This window comes from Apibacter adventoris (assembly GCF_002964965.1).
GTDB lineage: Bacteria > Bacteroidota > Bacteroidia > Flavobacteriales > Weeksellaceae > Apibacter > Apibacter adventoris.
In genome coordinates this window covers 74,945-93,998 of sequence record NZ_PSZN01000006.1, presented here as the reverse complement: position 1 = coordinate 93,998, position 19,054 = coordinate 74,945, and the positions used below count along the sequence as shown (strand labels likewise).

Sequence of the window (19,054 nt, the reverse complement as noted above, 5' to 3'; positions counted from 1 at the left end):
AATTCATAAATAAAAATTCTAGTTTGCTAATCTTTTTTTATTGAGCTTCATATATATCTTCAGTTAGTTGTTGTATATTCTCTATATCTCCCACCGGATTAAGGGCTTCATGTATCAAAGGATCTGCGTGTTGAAAATTCTTTTTAGAAAGTTCTGCCTGTTGTCCGTGAAAGACAATTTGAATGCAGGCGGAACCACCTACAGGGCAGCTGGCCGTACTGTCTTCGAGCAAAATTTTTCCGCCATTATCTTCCAATTTTACCTCTTCATAAAAATCTTGCCATTCGGTTATGAATACCGTACAGGAATTTCCGTTCTTTCTAGCACAACTCCCAAAAGTATTTTTTTCTAATGTGGCTCCCAGTTCGCAATTGGTCGCTATTAGTTTATATTTTCCTTCAGAATCATTAATATAGCGTTTACTTTGGGTATTTACTCTCAGTATATCTGTATTGCTTCCATAGATACACCGGCAAATAGCCCCCTGGCATACAAGGTGTTTTTCTTTCATCGTTTAGTTTTTAATTTTCATTTTTTTTCATCTATCCAAAAATTTACAGAGTTTTTCGCTGCATACGAGGATAAATCTTTTTTCATAACAACTGATTGTATTTCAGATTCCTCCAGCGATAACTGCTGTTCAGCCCTTCCGTTTTTATATAAGGTGAAAAATGCTTTTTCTATATTTTTATCCGAGTTTCGTAGAAGATACCGCATAGAGAGCTTTTCAGTTCTGTCTTCATGAACTCCTTCACGATAAAGGGAAAAACAATCCTGATTATCTGTCAAGGCATCTACACGCTCAGAAAAGTAATACTCTACTCCTTTATATTTACAAGAATATTCCCTGTAAAAATCTTGATCGAGTTCCCGCTGATATATCCCTCCAAAAAATAAAAAGAAAAACGCCGTGTTTTGAATACGGGTCTTTAATAACATTTCAGAATTATAAAAATCATTATTCTGCTGTAAATAATTTTGAGAATAGGAATCTTTATAATAGGTAAATAAATCATTTTTAACGGAATTCCAACGACTCAGGATCTCTGCATAATTTACTATTCTATGAATTCCCCCATGTGGGGTAAGGGAAAGCGTTAGGGGATATAAGGGATTTCCGGCACGGCATGCCAGTTGATCTACAAGGAAATCAGGAGCTTTTCCGTTGAGTAATAAATTTTTAAGATAAAGGGTTGCCTGCTCATTTTTATAGTTTAAGGAAATTTCATAGGTCACCACCTGCCCTTGTGTTTTCATAGTAGTTTTATACACAGAATCCTGAGAATAGATATTTGAAAAAAGTGAGTTATTGGCTCCGAAATTTACTTTCCCCATTATTTTTTTACTAAACACTAATTAATAAACATAAAAGACAAATGTAATAAAAAAGATGATTCATTAATTATTTTTTTATTTTTTTTAAATAATTTATCTAAAAACACAGATATATATTTATTGTTTTATTGTTATTTAGAATAAACCCATTATAAACAAAGTGTTTACATTTCGTGTAATGTTATTCATATTTTAGAAATTACGAATAGAAAATCCCGGAGTTTCTTCATAAGCTTGTAAAATTTATGCAAAAAGAACATAAGTAATTGTAAGATTTTACTTGCTCACCGTTATTATTGGATAATTTTTGATGATAAAAATATAAATCCCAGCAAAAAGTAAGGTTTTTACAAGTATGTTTTATAAGAGATTGTATAAAAAATTTTACCTTTGTTTCTCTAAAATTTAAAAAATGAATTCTTTTATTGAAGAACTTACATGGAGGGGGTTAATTCATAATGTGATTCCCGGAACAGAAGAACAATTGAATAAAGAAATGACTTTGGGGTATATCGGTTTTGACCCTACTGCAGATTCTCTTCATATAGGAAGCTTAGTTCCTATTTTACTTTTGGTACACCTTCAGAGGCATGGCCATAAGCCTGTTGCTCTTATCGGGGGATCTACCGGTATGATCGGAGACCCTTCGGGAAAAAGTAATGAAAGGAACTTATTAAATGACGAAACTTTACAAAAATATTTAATAGGGATTAAATCTCAATTAGCCCGTTTTTTAGATTTTGATGGAAATCAGCCCAATTCAGCCGTTTTAGTTAATAATTATGACTGGATGAAAAATATAAGTTTCTTAGAGTTTGCCAGAGATATTGGTAAGCATATAACAGTAAATTATATGATGGCCAAAGATTCGGTAAAGAAAAGACTAAATGGGGAATTTCAGGATGGCATGTCTTTTACAGAGTTTACCTACCAACTACTTCAGGGTTTTGACTTTTATTATTTATTTAAAGAAAAAGGAGTAAAACTCCAAATGGGCGGTTCTGATCAATGGGGAAATTTAACTACGGGAACAGAGCTTATCAGGAGAAAATTATCTGAAGAGGCTTTTGCTCTTACTTGCCCTTTAACCACTAAAGCAGACGGATCAAAATTCGGAAAAAGCGAAGGGGGGGAAAATATTTGGTTAGATATAAATAAAACTTCTTCTTTTAAATTTTATCAGTTTTGGTTGAATGTAGCCGATATTGAAGCTGAAAAATACATCAAGATCTATACTTTTTTAAGTAAGGAAACCATAGAAGGCTTAATAAATGAGCACCGTGCCAACCCGGGATCTCGTTTACTACAAAAAAAATTAGCGGAAGAGGTTACCCGCTGGGTACATGGAAATGAAGAAACCGAAAAGGCTATAAAAGCTTCGGCTATTTTATTTGGAAAATCTACGAAAGAAGATTTCCTTTCTTTAGATGAATCTACTTTTTTATCATTGTTTGACGGTGTGCCTCAAAAGGAAGTATCTTTAGAAGAAATTAAAAATGGAGTTCCTATTTTAGAAGCTCTTTCTGATTTTAGTGGTTTCTTACCTTCTAAAGGAGAAGCAAGAAGAGCTTTAAAAGAAAATTCCATATCTGTAAATCAGGATAAAATTAAAGAAGATTTTGTTATAAATAGTAGTAATCTTTTACAAGGCAAGTATATTTTATTGCAAAGAGGTAAAAAATCATATTTTATTTTGAAAGGTATATAAACATGATTTTTATTTTTTTATCCTTAAAAATTTATATTCTGATAAAAAAATAAATATATTTGCAACGTCTTATAGAACAAACAGATGAAGGGACTTATTAAGTTTTACCATCCTGATGAAACTTTAGAATATCACATCAGGAAATGTTTTTGTAAAGTAGTTTTTTTAAATAATAAAAATACTTTAGTCGTAGAAATAGAATCTTCTGACGATTTAGAGCATGTAGAAGAAGACTCTTATCAAAATGAATATCCACAGGTATCTTTTACTGTTGAAGATTTTGAAATTCCGGTTGATTCTATTCTTAAGTTATCCGGAAAATCTTTTAAAATTCCTGCATTTGAAGAAAAGGAAAACGAAATTGGCGATATGGAAGATATTTTCTATACCAATTTAAATCTTAATGATGAGGAAGATTTAGATACAGATGATAATGAACTTAAATTCGGAAAAGACGAAGAGGGGAATTTAAAAATGATCTGGACTGGCTATTGTGAAGATTTTATTACAAATAAAGATCCTTTAAAATTTAAAATATCTTGTGTTTTTACAAATGATATTTTAAATATAGAGGATTGAATCATATATAATATGATTTAATTTTTATATTAATTTAAATATTTAATACATTGAAAAAATTATTTTTCTTAAGTCTATTTTTATGTACGTTCTCTTTGTCCAAAGCTCAGGTTTTTAGTGGGCCGGGAGATCAAAAAATACAAATCGGGCTTAATGCTTTTGGTTATGGTACGGGAATTACAGGTTCTTATGAATATGGTGTCATAGATTGGATGTCTATAGGTGCCGGGTGTGAATTTTTTTGGAGTGATGATGATGATAATTTTTTTATTTATGGGAAAGCTAATTTCCATTTAGGAGATGTTATAGGGCTGCCTTACAATATGGATCTATATCCGGGAGTGAATATTGGTGCCAGAAATGATGGTTTTGGTATTGGTGCACATTTAGGGTATAGATATTTTTTCAATCAAAATTTTGGAGTTTTTGCTGAAATAGGTAGCCATGGAGCTATAGGTGTAACTATTAATCTTTAAGTTCTTTTTTATTCTACTACCGGTTAGAAACAAAAATTGTTTTGTTCTAAAGTATATTATTCAAAATACCTAAAATGGGGATGTGTGGCTAATTCTAACATATATTTATCGCCTTTAGTATCTCCAAAAGCATATATTTCATTAAATTGTGATAACTGGATTTCTTTTACAATCCGTTCAACTTTTTCTTTATAATTACAGTTTGGTGTTTTAAATTTTCCATGAAATATATTACCGTCAAAATCTGCTTTTGTTGAAATTAGTCTAAGTCCTAAATAATTTGCAAAAGGTTTAACCCATAAATCTAAAGAGGCAGTAACGATATATTTATTTTCTTCTTTAGATAAGTTTGTTATATATTTTAAAGCTTCGGGTCTAATAATAATGTTTTTCCTATTTTCAAAGTAATTATCTGCTAAAATTTCAATTTCTTCTCTATTCTTATTTTTTAAAAATGAGTTTATAAATTTTCTCTTTACTTCCTCTGCTTTTATCAATTTAAACTTTGTTGCTATAAATAAGGGGATATATTTTATAAAAACAGAATTATACGTAGTAGGAAAAGTAAAGTTCAGAAAATCAAACAAAGTGTCTTTATTGGTTATGGTTCCATCAAAATCAAATAAGTATAATTTTCTATTCATTCTTTTTCATTTTTAAATCCCAATAGGACGAAGATTCGTTAAAAGATTCATTTAACAATTTAAACATTAATTCACTTTTATTGAGTCTTTTCTTTATGGCATACACATGAGGGTAATAATCAAGAAATCTAACCATAAACACATCATATTCATCCCAATGGTCATATATAAATTTGGAAGTAACCAACATTGCCTGATATTCTTTTCCCTTACCATTTATATAAATATATCGATTAATTAAATTTCTATCAGATATTTTATACACATTTTGAGTTCCCTTAAATGTATTATGTATAAATATCATAATTACTTCAGGGTCTAGTTTAGCAATATATGATTCCGTGATTTCATTTTTGGCAGTATACTTTGTATTTAATCCCACCAAATCAATTATTTTTACTTTTTTATCTACCCAATAGGGAATCCTTCCTGCTTCACTAACAGCTAAAGTATTCCCGTCTACCAGTATATTTTTTGCTAATTTTGAAGGAAATACATTGATATAGGATCTTTTACTATGACCATATGTCCATAAAATATGGGCAATACTATTACAAAGAGAAATAAGAATTAGCACATAAAATAAGCCAACACATACTAACCTATATTTCCCTTTATTTTTAGACAAATTTATTATCATCACAATAATAAGATAATAACCCATATATATAACCGGAGCCTGAAATCTACTAGCTATATTTTGAGATTGATGAGCTAAAGATATAGTTAGAAAAAATATAATAGATGGTAATTCTAATAAAAATATATTCTTTTTTTCTTGTTTGTTTTGCAAAATATAACATATAACAAATAATATAATCCCCACTATTACAGCTCCCGATGTAAAATCATATATGTTAATTTTAAAACTTTTCCAAATACTGGTTGCCTGTTTAACGTATAAAGGAAGAGGCAATAATTCTCCAAAATAATTATATCTCCATAAAAAGTAAGATATTCCTACTATTGCAGCAATAAATACGTTAACAAAATATAATTTTCTATTCTTTTTTTCAGATAAAAAAAATCCCAAAATGGTAAAACAAATTCCTAATATAACTCCATCTGGACGAAATAAAGCTATTATTATAGATAATATAGGAATCCAAATTATTTTTACTCTTTTATATAATAAATGTAAAGTGAGAAGTATTATTGAGCTATATAAAAAAACACTAAAACCACCAAATGCTGCGAATACAGGAACAATTAAGAGCCATAAAAAAGAAAACGGAAACAAAATATTTCTTATTATTTTATCTTTAGATTTCAATATAACCGAAGTTAAAATATAAGTTATTATGAATACCCCTAGAGAATTAAGTATAATAGAGGCTATTCCAGTATCTATATAACATTTATTTAATATAGATAAAAGTAAAAACCATAAAAAATCTGTAGCTCCTTCTAAATGTCCCCCTCCAGGATAAAAAGTAATACCATATCCTTTTACAAACATTTCTACATATCTGAACATGATGTAGGCATCTTCTTCAAAATTCATTTTTGATATGTAGTAAATATTAATTACCACATAAAATATGGCAATTAAGAATGAATATATTCCTTTTTTTAAATTTAACTTCATAGTTAATAAATATTAAAATATTTCACTATTTTAAAAGATTTTTTAATTCAAAATAAGATGTATAATTGTTAAAAGATTCATTTAATAAATTATATAATATATCACTTTTTTTCTTACTTTTTTTAATTGCATATACATGAGGATAACTATGCCAAAACTTTACAAAAAATACATCATATTCCTTCCAGTGGCCTAATAAAAAATTTTCTACTGCTATCATGGCCTGATCGTGTTTTTCTATTCCACTAATATTTATTGAGTTTTTAAAAATGTAAGGATCTTCTATCCAATATACATTTTTATTTCCTTCATATGTAGTATTGATAAAGGCCATAATAATATCTGGGTTTACTTTTTCAATATATTGTTTTGTAGTTTTATTTTTAGCTGTGTATTTAGTATTTAACCCTACCAAATCTATTATTTGAACTTTTTTATTTATCCAGTATGGTAATCTGCCAGCTTCTGTAAGAGCAATAACATCTCCATCATGCAATATTTTTTCTGAAAACCGAATCGGAAATGTATTATTCATATAAGTAAACCTATTATATATATAATTCCACCCTAAATTTCTAATAGTCGATATTGTAGTTAATAAAATTACTAAATAAAATAACCCAATTAATAATTTTTTATGCTTTATCTTAAATCTTAGGAGATTAATCAACATGTTTAAAATAAGATAATATCCTATATACATAACAGGTGCTTGAAATCTGAATGATACATTTTGAGATAGATAGACAAAAATCAGTATAGAAAAGAATATAATTATCGGAATAGATAATAGAAATATTTTTCTTTTGTCTTGAGGTTTTTGTAGTATAAAGTAAATCAAGAATAAAGTAACTCCCGCTATGCTTCCCCAAGAGAAAAAAACTTTTATGTTCAATTTAACAGTTAACCATACATCATTAGACTGTTTAACGTATAATGGCAGTGGAAGTAATTCTCTAAAATAAGTATATCTCCATGTGAAGTATATTATCCCAATGATAAGGGCTATCATCATATTGATAATATATTGTCTCCTTTTTTCTTTTACACATATATATAATCCTATAAATGTAAAACATACTCCAAAGATTACTCCATCAGGGCGAAATAAAGATATTATAATGGAAAGTATAGGGATCCAATTTATTTTTTCTTCTTTATTTAATAAATGTACAGTAAGAAGAATAATAGAACTATATAAAAATACACTAAAGCCTCCTAAAGCTGCAAAAATAGGAATAAATAAAATCCATAAAAATGAAAATGGAAATAAAATTTTTACGGTTCTTGTATCCTGAACATTTAATACAACTGCACTCATAATATAGGTTATAAGGAAAACTCCAGATGCATTAAGTATTAAAGATGCTATTCCAACATCTATATGGACTTTATTTAAAATTGATAAGAGAATAAACCACAAAAAATCTGTCGCTCCTTCTAAATGTTCTCCTCCTGGATAAAAAGTAATACCGTATCCTTTTACGAACATTTCTACATATCTGAACATGATGTAGGCGTCTTCTTCAAAATTAAATACTTTGATATAATAATAATTAATTATTAAATATAATAAGGCAAGAATAAAAGAGCATATTAGTTTTGTTTTCATTGGATTATTTTTTACATCCTCATTTTTTTAAAAATAAATTCAGGAATGACCCTTATAACAGTCATTATGTACCACCATATACCACTTACATATATTTTATTTCTTTTTTTGTTATAAGCCTTGTAAATGATTTGAGCTGCTTTTTGTGGTGAAGTGGTTAAAATTTTGGGAAGAGGAAGACCTACTGTCATTTTTGTACTCATAAATCCAGGCAAAACAGTCATAACATGAACTCCTCTATGATATAGATAATTCCTTAGTCCATCTAAATAAACCATGAAACCAGCTTTTGCACTTCCGTAAATAAAATTACTTTGCCTTCCTCTTAATCCTGCTACAGATGACAATCCTATGATTGTACCTTTTCCGACTTTTTCAAATCTTTGTGCCCAATAATTGATTATCGGAACTAATCCATGATAATTAATCTGAATAATTTTTTCAGTATTATTAACATCATATAAACCTTCTTCTGTATTTTTACCTAAAAATCCTGCTGCACAAAATAATAAGTCTGTTTCAATAGAGTCAAAAACAGAGTAATCTATAGTTTGAGTTATGTCCATAGGAATAACTTCGGTGTCTTGTTTATATTTAACCTGTAAATGGTGTGCTAATCTCTGAGTTTCATCAAAACTAGAAGTCACTAAATAAATTTTAGGATATTTCTTTTCATTTTCTGACAAAACCTTATCTATAAAAGCTTGTGAAATATCTGATGTTGCTCCTAATATTATCATTATAACAAATTTTATTTTTAGAAATCTGAATTACTTATTTTATTTGAGAATTATATAAAATCTGATTTTTATCTTTTATATCTTTATCATTAGAAATTAATTTAATTGAAGGCTCTAATCCTGTAACAATATATAAATTATAATTTCCTGAAATTATATTTACATTTGTATAATCTATTTTTTTGTCTATAAAAGGAATTTTTATAGTCATTTTTCCATCTTCACCATTTGAATCCCTATAAAAATATTTTACTTCTTTCCTTTTCTTTAAAGCATATTCAACCTTCTCTCTATTTTTCAAATAATTGGATGGTGTTTTTATAATTGCAATAATACTATACAATAAAGAAATAACTCCCAATATAAATAACCATTTAGTTTTTGCTGGAAAACATTTGTAATATAATATAAGAACGGAAAAAAATAACACAAAAGAAGATTCACATATCATTCTTGTACTTATTATCTCGATTCTTTGCGTGTATTCAGAAAAAATCATACATCCTAAATATACTATTCCAATGGTTAGTAATAATTGATGAAAATTACTAACTTCTCTTTTAAAAAATTTTTTATATCCTATGAAGAACATAAATAATAGAGAGATATCTATTAAAATTAAAACTATACCTATTAATAACATTATAGAGCTACTATATTCTGTAACTTTTACTGATAATATGGGATTTAATACGTTAATAACCCCTAAAAAATTTTCATGTGAAAATGTATATATGTTATTATAATTAGGCAATCCTCTGGAACTTTCTCCAATAAAATCGTTAAAATGTGTATAGTTAAATCCTACATATCCCAATATTCCTATTGCTGAAAATATTAAAAAATAAAAATAACTTTTATAATAAAAAGTTTTAAATAATTTATTTTTAATGGTATAATATAAAAAGTATAATCCAATAGCCAAATATATATATATCCCAGAATATCTTACCAGAAACATACATATCATTATCACAGAGGCTGGAAAAACAAATCTAATTCCCTTTAATTCTCCAGAAAAATATTGGTAAAAATAATATACTAGTAAATATTCCAATACTAAAAATGGAGGTTCAGAGTAAGAAAAGAGAAAGAGCGAAAAAATTTTGAACGTTAAAAGTATAATTGTTTCTTTAAAAAAAAATTTTTTATAATAAGAAAAAATACCAATAAAACAAATTCCTAAAACATTAATAATTTTAGTACTATAAAAATAATCTGGGATTATATAGTAAAATATTTTGACAAGAAAAGGATAACCTAATGGAAATAAATCTGTTACTATTTTAGGAAATCCAATGGTTATTCTAAAATAATCTACTGAATCTGATGTTATTCCTCCAGAAGGGAGAAAAAAGGGAAGCACAGCAGTTTTTAATATTACAAAAATGAATAAAACCCAATATTTTAAATAATTTATTTTCATTAAGATTTACTTCTTTTTAAATGTAGTTCTCTATTCTCTCATGTTGTACCGAATTAAATACTCCTGTTTCTGGTACTTTTACATAATCCAATAAGGATTTTTTAGACATTGAATCTTTAGCTAGATAGATCCTTCCTTTATAATTTTCGACAATTTTATCCAATTCCTTCACAAGTGCAGGTAATTTATTATTAATCTTAAAATCTAGTGCTAAACTATATCCGTCAATAGGAAATGAATTATGGGCTTCTATACTACTTTGTTTATATAATTTTAATACAGCTAAAAAAGAACCTTGCCCACTTTTAGCAATAGTTTTCAAAATTTCTGTCATTCCTTCTTTACCAACATTTTCAGGTATAATAAATTGATATTGTATAAAACCTTTTTTGCCATAAATTCTATTCCAATTATTAATAGCATCTAAAGGATAAAAAAATGTATCATAATCTACCACATTATTTATTATTTTTTTTCTCTGTTTAAAATAATATAAAAAATTAAATGCTTTTACCGTGAAGGTATTAAGTACAAAAGAGGGAAAATCAAATGGAACATTTAATTTAAGTTTCTTTTTAGGCTTAAGCGGTGCTCCTTTCCATTTAGTTGGTAGATCTGTTAGCCTCGCATGTTCTCCTACCATTAGTATAGATCTACCCAGCTTACTCCCTTTTTGCAAACAATCTATCCATGCCACACTGTACGTATAATTTTTAAATTGATTAAAATAATCAAAAATCTCTTCTAAATTGTCTGCTTTTAAAACCTTTTGCTTTATATATGCTGTTTGTACTTTTTTTAAGGTAAATCTTGCAGAAAGAATAATGCCTGTAAGCCCCATACCTCCAATTGTATTCCAAAATAATTCAGAGTTTTCTGTTTTTGAGCATTTTTTTATTTCACCATTTTCAGTTATTATATTAAAATCTAATACATAATCTCCAAAACAACCTTCTGAATGATTATTCTTTCCATGTACGTCAGCTCCAATAGCACCTCCAACTGTTATTAACTTAGTTCCTGGTGTAACTGGAAGGAAATAACCTTCTGGCACTATAACATCTAAAATATCTGATAATATAACCCCTGATTCACACTCAAAAATACCTTTTTCTCTATCAAATGATAAAAATTTATTTAATCGTAAAGTCGAAAAAATATTATTTTTATTCAAAGAATTATCCCCATAAGAGCGACCATTTCCTCTTGCAATTATAGTTGAACTTTCTTTAATAGACTTCTTTATTTTAGAAATATTGGAAGTCTCAATTAAATTTGTTTCAATCACTGGATATTTACCCCAGTTTGTTACTTTTTGTTTATTAAACATTATTAAAAATTATTATGCTAAATATTTAAGAATAAAAATCACTAACACCCATAATATTATATCAATTTGGATAAATATATCTTTATATACAATTTTTGTCGGAGATTCAGTTTTATTATAAACAAAACTAAGTTGTAAATAACGCAATATCCCAACGATTACAAAAAAACTTGTATATACTATGCCTTCATGTAAATTTTTTTTCACCAAAGGATCTAATGTATACATAATATAACATACAATAGAACAAGTAGAAACTACTGTCATAGAAATATCTGTAAATTGTAAATTATATCCATCTAAAGATTTTCTAGTTTCTCCTGTTAATTGAGCATTTAACAGTTCTCCTCTTCTCTTTCCAATTCCCATAATTAATGCAAGGAAGAACGTTAATAAAATAGCCCATATAGAAATAAATAAACCTGTTGAATATCCACCAGCAAAAACTCTTAGTAAAAAACCCACTGCGATTATTGTTATATCTATAATCGCTACATGCTTCAGCTTAAAACTATAAGCTAAATTCATTAAAAAATAAATTGTAATAATAATCACAGTTGAAGTAGATTTCAATAAATAACAAAAAAAGTATGATAAGAAAAACAAAATAAAAAAAACAATCACAGCTTCTTTTTTAGAAATTGTGCCATTAGCTAATGGCCTATTTTTTTTTTCTGGATGTTTTCTATCTTTTTCAATATCTACATAATCATTAATTATATAGATAGAACTTGCTATAAAAGAAAACGAAAAGAACGCTATTATAGATTTAATTAACAAATCTCTATTTAATAATTCTCCAGCGAAAAAAATAGGAAGAAATACAAATCCATTTTTTATCCACTGATGTACTCTTATTAATTGTAAATACTGCACTTAGACTTTTTTTAAGATCATAAAGGTACAAATTTATGTATTTTTTACATTTCTAACCCTTACATATGATAAATAAATGACATAAAATCAATTAACATACGTATATGATTAAAAATAAAAACATAAATAAAATAATTATATCATTTTTTTTGCAAAAAAAGTAAAAAATTAACTACAAATATTTTAAAATATACATTATTTTTTATTAATTCCTAAATCTTACATTTAAATAAACTAATTATTTCATTATTTAGAATAAATATAAATTTTCAATTCAAAATGATAATTATCATATTTTCAAAATTTATATTGTATATTAGGTGTCGAAGAAATTATATGTTTTTATTTACTAAATACTCAACAATAATTTTGTAAATAAATTTCTATATATATAATTAATGATTATAGACTTAATTAAAAATAAACACATTATGATTTTTGATTTAGATATGATTAAAGGGGTTTATTCTCGCTATAAATCGAGAGTAGAAAAAGCTCGTAACATAGTTGGAAAACCTCTAACATATGCAGAAAAAGTTTTATATGCACATCTATTTGCAGGAGATGCAACAGAAAACTTTAAAAGAGGAGAATCCTATGTTGATTTTGCTCCAGACCGTGTAGCTATGCAGGATGCAACTGCACAAATGGCTTTATTGCAATTTATGCAAGCCGGAAAGAAAAAAGTTGCAGTTCCTTCTACCGTTCATGCAGATCATTTAATACAGGCAAGAGTAGGCGCAGATAAAGATTTACAAGAAGCGTTAAATAAAAATAATGAAGTATACAACTTTCTGGCATCTGTTACAAACAAATTTGGAATAGGATTTTGGAAACCAGGAGCAGGAATTATTCATCAAGTAATTTTAGAAAATTATGCTTTCCCTGGTGGTATGATGATAGGTACAGACTCTCATACAGTAAATGCTGGAGGACTAGGAATGGTTGCTATAGGAGTTGGTGGAGCTGATGCAGTAGATGTTATGGCGGGAATGGCATGGGAACTAAAATTTCCCAAACTAATTGGTGTAAAATTAAGCGGAAAATTAAGTGGTTGGACATCTCCGAAAGATATTATATTAGAATTGGCCGGATTATTAACTGTTAAAGGAGGTACAGGATGCATTATTGAATATTTTGGTGAAGGAGCAGAATCCCTTTCTTGCACAGGAAAAGGAACCATATGTAATATGGGAGCTGAAGTCGGAGCTACAACGTCTATTTTTGCCTATGATGAAAGTATAAACAGATATTTAAGGGGAACAAATAGAACTGAAATAGCTGAGTTGGCAGATGAAATAAAAAATGAACTTCGGGCAGATAAAGAAATCTATGAAGATCCTGCAAAATATTTTGACCAAATAATCGAATTAGATCTAAATAAATTAGAACCTCATCTTAATGGTCCTTTTTCTCCCGATATTGCTACTCCTATTTCTAAAATTAAAGAAGTTGCAGAAAAAAATGGCTGGCCATTAAAAGTTGAAGTTGGTCTTATAGGCTCTTGTACAAACTCATCCTATGAAGATATTTCCAGGGCAGCATCTATAGCTAAACAAGCTGCTGACAAAGGAATACTCCCAAAAGCAGAATATACAATTACTCCTGGTTCCGAATTAGTGCGATATACTGTAGAAAGAGATGGATATTTAGACGTTTTCAATAAAATTGGAGGTAAAGTTTTTGCAAATGCTTGTGGTCCATGTATAGGTCAATGGGCAAGAGAAGGATCAGAAAAACAAGAAAAGAATACTATTGTACACTCATTTAACCGGAACTTTGCTAAAAGAGCAGATGGAAACCCAAATACTTACGCCTTCGTAAGTTCTCCGGAACTGGTAACAGCTTTAGCTATAGCAGGGGATTTAACCTTCGACCCTAGAAAAGATAAATTAAAAAATGAAAAAGGCGAAGAGGTTATGTTAGATGAACCTCAGGGATTTGAACTTCCTCCTAAAGGTTTTGATGTTGAAGATCCTGGATATGTGGCACCCGCTAAAGATGGTTCTAATATTAATGTAGTTGTTTCCCCAACTTCTGAACGTTTACAGTTACTAGAAAGCTTTCCTGCTTGGGACGGAAAAAATATAACTGGTGCTCGTTTATTAATAAAAGCCTATGGTAAATGCACTACAGATCATATTTCTATGGCAGGACCTTGGCTTCGTTTTAGAGGACATTTAGATAATATTTCAAATAATACATTAATAGGCGCTTTGAATGCCTTTAATATGGAAACCAACAAAGTAAAAAATGAAATAAATGGGGAATATATGCCTGTTCCTGACTCTGCACGAAAATATAAAGCAGCCGGAATTCCAACAATTATAGTTGGTGATAACAATTACGGTGAAGGCTCTTCTCGTGAACATGCAGCCATGCAACCGCGTCATTTAGGAGTAAGAGCTGTTTTGGTAAAATCTTTTGCAAGAATTCATGAAACCAATCTTAAAAAACAGGGAATGTTAGCCATTACTTTTTCAAATCCTGATGATTATGATAAAATTTTAGAAGAAGATACTTTTAATTTTTTGGATTTAGACCAATTTGCTCCAAGTAAAACTTTAACTATTGAATTGATTCATGCAAATGGTAACAAAGAAAACATATTTGTTAACCATACCTATAATCAAGCACAAATAGATTGGTTTAAAGCGGGTTCTGCATTAAATTTAATTAAACAAAAAGAAACTTTTCAAAAGAACTAAATTTAATCTTATATAAAAAAGCCTGCACCTAATAGACTATAAATTTCATGAATGCATATGATTTTAATTTACGCCATGAAAAAAATCTTGCGTACATATAAATTAATGAAGACAGAAAAATAATTCCTTTTGAAAACTTGAACATATTATACCGAGATAAAAAAAGAAAAATACCTTCAAAAAATTGGAAAAAAAGCCAAATTAATCTTTTAACTCTTTTTTTAATAAAGAACAAAATGAAAAAAATATAAGTTATTGCTTTTGATGCTGATGATATATTATGGAAGAATGAATCTTACTTTCAGAAAACCAAAAGTAAATTTTGCTATTTACTTAAAAAATACATTCCATCTCAATAAGTAACAGAAAAATTATTAAAAAACAAAACTTTAAGATGTATAATATTATGGTTAAGGCATTTTAAAGATTAATTTTTTAAATGATGGGAACTGCTCTTCGAATTACTGATAAAACTCCTATGTCCTTACTAATTCTTGCATTATGTTTGTTCTCTTTAAAAATATAAAATTTAAAGTTTATCCTTTAAATATAAACCGGTATAAGATTTTTTACATTTAACTAAATCTTCAGGAGTTCCTGAAAATACTACTTGCCCTCCATTTATACCTGCTTCAGGCCCTATATCTACAACATAATCAGCACATTTAATAATATCTGGGTGGTGTTCAATAACCATCACACTATGCCCTTTTTCTATAAGTGCATTAAAGGATTTCAATAATTTATTAATATCGTCAAAATGTAAACCTGTACTTGGTTCATCAAATATAAACAGAGTTTTTTCTGAAGCATTTCCTTTTACAAGAAAGGAAGCCAGTTTAATACGTTGTGCTTCTCCTCCAGAAAGTGTTCCTGATGATTGACCTAACTGAAGATATCCTAGGCCTACATCCTCTAAAGGCTGTAATTTTATTACAATTTTATCTTGTTTGTTATTCTTAAAAAAAACAATGGATTCTTCTATAGTCATTTCTAATATATCCGAAATATTTTTGCCTTCATATTGTACTTCTAAAATTTCCTGTTTAAAACGTTTTCCATGACAAGTTTCACATTCCAGTTCAATATCAGCCATAAACTGCATTTCTACGGTAATATGCCCTTCGCCCTGGCAAGTTTCACAGCGTCCGCCTTCAACATTAAAAGAAAAATGTTTGGGTTTATAACCATTTAGTATACTTAATTTTTGCTTTGCAAATAAATCACGGATATCATCAAATGCTTTTACATATGTAGCAGGATTTGATCGTGAAGATTTTCCTATAGGGTTTTGATCTACTAACTCTAAATGTTCAATTTCTTTAATATTTCCTTTAAGTTCTGAGAAACTTCCTGGTTTATCTCCGCTTAAACCTAATTTACGTTGAAGTGCAGGAGTTAGTATATCTTTCATTAAAGTACTCTTTCCGGAACCGCTGACTCCAGTAATAACTGTAAGGCAATGTAGGGGCAATTTTACATCTATTCCTTTTAAGTTATTTTGACGAGCACCTGTAATTTCAATAAATTCTTTGGTTTTTCTTCTTTTAACTGGGACTTCTATCTTTTTATCTCCATTTAAATAGTCCGAAGTAAGCGTATGGGTTTTTAACATATCTTTAAAATTACCTTCAAAAACTACTTCTCCTCCTAAATTTCCTGCATTTGGTCCTATATCTACTAAATAATCTGCTGCTTTCATAATATCTTCGTCATGCTCTACTACTACTACAGTATTACCTAAATTTCGTAATCGTTTAAGAACAGATATCAATCGTTCTGTATCCCTTCCGTGTAATCCGATGCTTGGTTCATCTAAAATATAAATAGATCCTACTAAACTACTCCCTAGAGAAGTAGCAAGATTAATTCGCTGAGATTCTCCTCCAGAAAGTGTATTAGATGCCCTATTTAATGTTAAATATCCTAAACCAACATCTAATAAAAAAGACAGCCGATTATTTATCTCAAATAATAGCCTTTGAGAGACTTTTTTTTGATATGAATCTAATGATAAATCTTGAATTATTTTATATAATTGATCTAATGGAATATCTACCCAATCCGTTAAAGAATATCCATTAATTTTTACATATTCTGTTTCTGGTCTTAAACGTTTCCCTTTACATTCCGGACATATTGTTCTTCCTCTATAGCGGGAAAGCATAACTCTATATTGTATCTTATAGGTATTCTCTTCCAACATTTTGAAAAAATTATTAAGACATGGAAAATTTTTATCTCCATTTCCTTTCCATAAAATTTCCTTTTGTGATTCAGTTAATTCAAAATATGGTTTATGAATCGGAAATTTATATTTTGCTGATTGCTTAATAAATTCATCTTTCCATTCACTCATTTTTTCACCTCTCCAACATAAAATTGTATCTTCATATAAAGATAAATTTTTATTAGTTATCACTAAATCTTCATCAATACCTAATACTTTTCCATATCCTTCACACATAGGACAAGCTCCATAAGGATTATTAAAACTAAAAAAATGTATTGTAGGCTCTAAAAAGGTAATGCCATCTCTTTCAAATGCATTAGAAAATGTACGAGTGGTTTCTGTTTCTGTATTTTTTATGAAACAAATTCCTTTTCCTTCATAAAAAGCTGTCTGCACACTATCTGCAAAACGTTGTAAAAATTCATCTTCATATTCCACAGAAAATCTTTCAATTACTAAATTAATTTCAATTCCCTTTTCAGGTATAAAACCAAAACTTTCTAAATCATCAATTGTGATTAATCTACCGCCTACTTCTAATCTAACATATCCCTGACTTTTTAATAATTTTAATAATTCAGGAAATTTTTTATCTTCCCATTCTAAAGGTGAGGATAAAATATATTTTCCTCCTTCCGGTAATTGGGTAATATAATTGATAACATCTGTAACTTCATCTTTTTTAACTTCTTCTCCTGAAACCGGAGAATAGGTTTTTCCGACTCTTGAAAATAGCAATCGGAGATAATCATAAATTTCTGTGGAAGTTCCTACTGTAGAACGTGAATTTCCTGAAATAACTTTTTGTTGTATAGCAATAGCAGGCGCCAAACCTTTTATATCATCTACCTGAGGTTTTTCTAGCTTACCTAAAAACTGACGTGCATAAGAACTTAAACTTTCCACATACCGTCGTTGTCCCTCTGCATATAAAGTATCAAAAGCCAAGGTTGATTTTCCGCTTCCTGAAACTCCTGTAATAACTGTCAATTTATTTTGCGGTATGGATACATTAATGTTTTTTAAATTGTGAAGGTGTGCATTTTTAATATATACAATATCCGTAGTTTTTATATTTTTTGTTTTCAAATCTTCTTTTTAATGTATGGTAAATTTCTGTTATATACAAAAAACAAAGGTAGAAAAATTAATACTTTTTTATATTTTTTTTTAACATTTCCAGATAAAATTTAATGATTATAAATCATAAATTTCAACCTATTATCTTCAATTTTTTCAAATAACAAAAGACCGGCAAAAAACCGGTCTTATTATATGAAAAAGTCAATTTGTTTTTTTACTTGGTCAAATCTATAATCTCTGCTACTGGAGCTGTTTTCATTGCTAATTTTGCAGCATTTTTCACTGAAGATTCATTATCATATTTTTCTCCTACACAAACAGATTGTCCATTACCAGCTTTTAGATTGAAATACCATTTTTTATTAGAAGATTGTTTAAATTCAAATCGATCTTCATTTTTAGTATTTCTTTTTACAGAACCTATACCTTTTTGACAGTTTGTCTTTTGGGTATATCCATCACTTACCAAGATTGTTTCACCATTTTTAGACTTAAGTCTAAAACAAAAAGCACCGGAATTGTTTTTGAAAATTTCAAACATAATTCTTTATTTTTTAGTGTTAATATGACATAATCATAGTAAAAATCATGCCAAAATTTTATAAAAAACAAATTTTAATATATCTAAATAATTAGTTTACTATTCTGTATATGCATTTTATTATTAAAAAAATCACTTTGATAATTTCTTTTTCATTTTATTTTCAAGGCATTAT

At 28.3% G+C, this 19,054-nt stretch carries 15 protein-coding genes; 4 read left to right on the top strand and 11 right to left on the bottom strand.

All coding sequences use genetic code 11. The features are described 5' to 3' along the window. Nucleotides 1–37 precede the first annotated feature (37 nt). Together C4S76_RS04170 and C4S76_RS04165 are read right to left on the bottom strand one after the other, a co-directional pair. Complete coding sequence (locus C4S76_RS04170) at nucleotides 38–511, bottom strand: DUF4280 domain-containing protein (RefSeq protein ID WP_105192963.1); 474 nt, start codon at nucleotides 509–511, stop codon at nucleotides 38–40. Between the two features lie 17 nt (nucleotides 512–528). Further along, nucleotides 529–1,335 carry a hypothetical protein gene (locus C4S76_RS04165; RefSeq protein ID WP_105192961.1) on the bottom strand — a complete coding sequence of 269 codons (807 nt, stop codon included), beginning with the start codon at nucleotides 1,333–1,335 and terminating at the stop codon, nucleotides 529–531. Between the two features lie 412 nt (nucleotides 1,336–1,747). On the opposite strand from C4S76_RS04165, the gene tyrS reads away from it, so the two are divergent. The 3 genes from tyrS (at nucleotide 1,748) to C4S76_RS04150 (ending at nucleotide 4,098) form a co-directional block, all read left to right on the top strand. Next, the gene (tyrS, locus tag C4S76_RS04160) at nucleotides 1,748–3,043 is read left to right on the top strand and encodes a tyrosine--tRNA ligase (protein ID WP_105192959.1); all 1,296 of its coding nucleotides are present in this window, start codon (nucleotides 1,748–1,750) and stop codon (nucleotides 3,041–3,043) included. 84 nt (nucleotides 3,044–3,127) lie between these two features. Next, a complete protein-coding gene (locus tag C4S76_RS04155; RefSeq protein ID WP_105192957.1) occupies nucleotides 3,128–3,622 on the top strand; it encodes a hypothetical protein in 495 nt (164 codons plus the stop codon). A 50-nt stretch (nucleotides 3,623–3,672) separates the two neighbouring features. After that, nucleotides 3,673–4,098, top strand: coding sequence for a DUF6646 family protein (locus C4S76_RS04150; RefSeq protein ID WP_105192955.1), 426 nt, complete (start codon nucleotides 3,673–3,675; stop codon nucleotides 4,096–4,098). Between the two features lie 56 nt (nucleotides 4,099–4,154). Here the strand turns inward: C4S76_RS04150 and C4S76_RS04145 are convergent, their stop codons facing one another. From C4S76_RS04145 to C4S76_RS04115, 7 genes are all read right to left on the bottom strand, one after another. Beyond that, nucleotides 4,155–4,742: an HAD-IB family phosphatase gene (locus C4S76_RS04145; protein ID WP_105192953.1), complete on the bottom strand. Its 588-nt coding sequence runs from the start codon at nucleotides 4,740–4,742 to the stop codon at nucleotides 4,155–4,157. Beyond that, a complete protein-coding gene (locus C4S76_RS04140) occupies nucleotides 4,735–6,246 on the bottom strand; it encodes a hypothetical protein (protein ID WP_181044052.1) in 1,512 nt (503 codons plus the stop codon). Before C4S76_RS04140 ends, C4S76_RS04145 begins: the two co-directional genes overlap by 8 nt. Nucleotides 6,247–6,355: 109 nt before the next feature. Further along, nucleotides 6,356–7,942 (bottom strand): hypothetical protein, encoded by a 1,587-nt coding sequence (locus C4S76_RS04135; RefSeq protein ID WP_105192949.1) that lies wholly within the window; start codon nucleotides 7,940–7,942, stop codon nucleotides 6,356–6,358. An 11-nt stretch (nucleotides 7,943–7,953) separates the two neighbouring features. After that, complete coding sequence (locus tag C4S76_RS04130) at nucleotides 7,954–8,682, bottom strand: SDR family NAD(P)-dependent oxidoreductase (RefSeq protein WP_105192947.1); 729 nt, start codon at nucleotides 8,680–8,682, stop codon at nucleotides 7,954–7,956. A gap of 34 nt (nucleotides 8,683–8,716) precedes the next feature. After that, a complete protein-coding gene (locus C4S76_RS04125) occupies nucleotides 8,717–10,108 on the bottom strand; it encodes a hypothetical protein (RefSeq protein WP_105192945.1) in 1,392 nt (463 codons plus the stop codon). A 16-nt stretch (nucleotides 10,109–10,124) separates the two neighbouring features. Next, nucleotides 10,125–11,438: an FAD-binding oxidoreductase gene (locus C4S76_RS04120; RefSeq protein ID WP_105192943.1), complete on the bottom strand. Its 1,314-nt coding sequence runs from the start codon at nucleotides 11,436–11,438 to the stop codon at nucleotides 10,125–10,127. 12 nt (nucleotides 11,439–11,450) lie between these two features. Then, the gene (locus C4S76_RS04115; protein ID WP_105192941.1) at nucleotides 11,451–12,314 is read right to left on the bottom strand and encodes a decaprenyl-phosphate phosphoribosyltransferase; all 864 of its coding nucleotides are present in this window, start codon (nucleotides 12,312–12,314) and stop codon (nucleotides 11,451–11,453) included. Between the two features lie 431 nt (nucleotides 12,315–12,745). Between C4S76_RS04115 and C4S76_RS04110 the strand changes: the two genes are divergently transcribed. Then, nucleotides 12,746–15,022: an aconitate hydratase gene (locus C4S76_RS04110; RefSeq protein WP_105192983.1), complete on the top strand. Its 2,277-nt coding sequence runs from the start codon at nucleotides 12,746–12,748 to the stop codon at nucleotides 15,020–15,022. 529 nt (nucleotides 15,023–15,551) lie between these two features. On the opposite strand, the gene uvrA is transcribed toward C4S76_RS04110, so the two are convergent. Together uvrA and C4S76_RS04100 are read right to left on the bottom strand one after the other, a co-directional pair. Further along, nucleotides 15,552–18,344: an excinuclease ABC subunit UvrA gene (gene uvrA, locus C4S76_RS04105; RefSeq protein WP_105192939.1), complete on the bottom strand. Its 2,793-nt coding sequence runs from the start codon at nucleotides 18,342–18,344 to the stop codon at nucleotides 15,552–15,554. Between the two features lie 208 nt (nucleotides 18,345–18,552). Next, complete coding sequence (locus tag C4S76_RS04100) at nucleotides 18,553–18,879, bottom strand: YegP family protein (RefSeq protein ID WP_105192937.1); 327 nt, start codon at nucleotides 18,877–18,879, stop codon at nucleotides 18,553–18,555. Nucleotides 18,880–19,054: the final 175 nt, after the last annotated feature.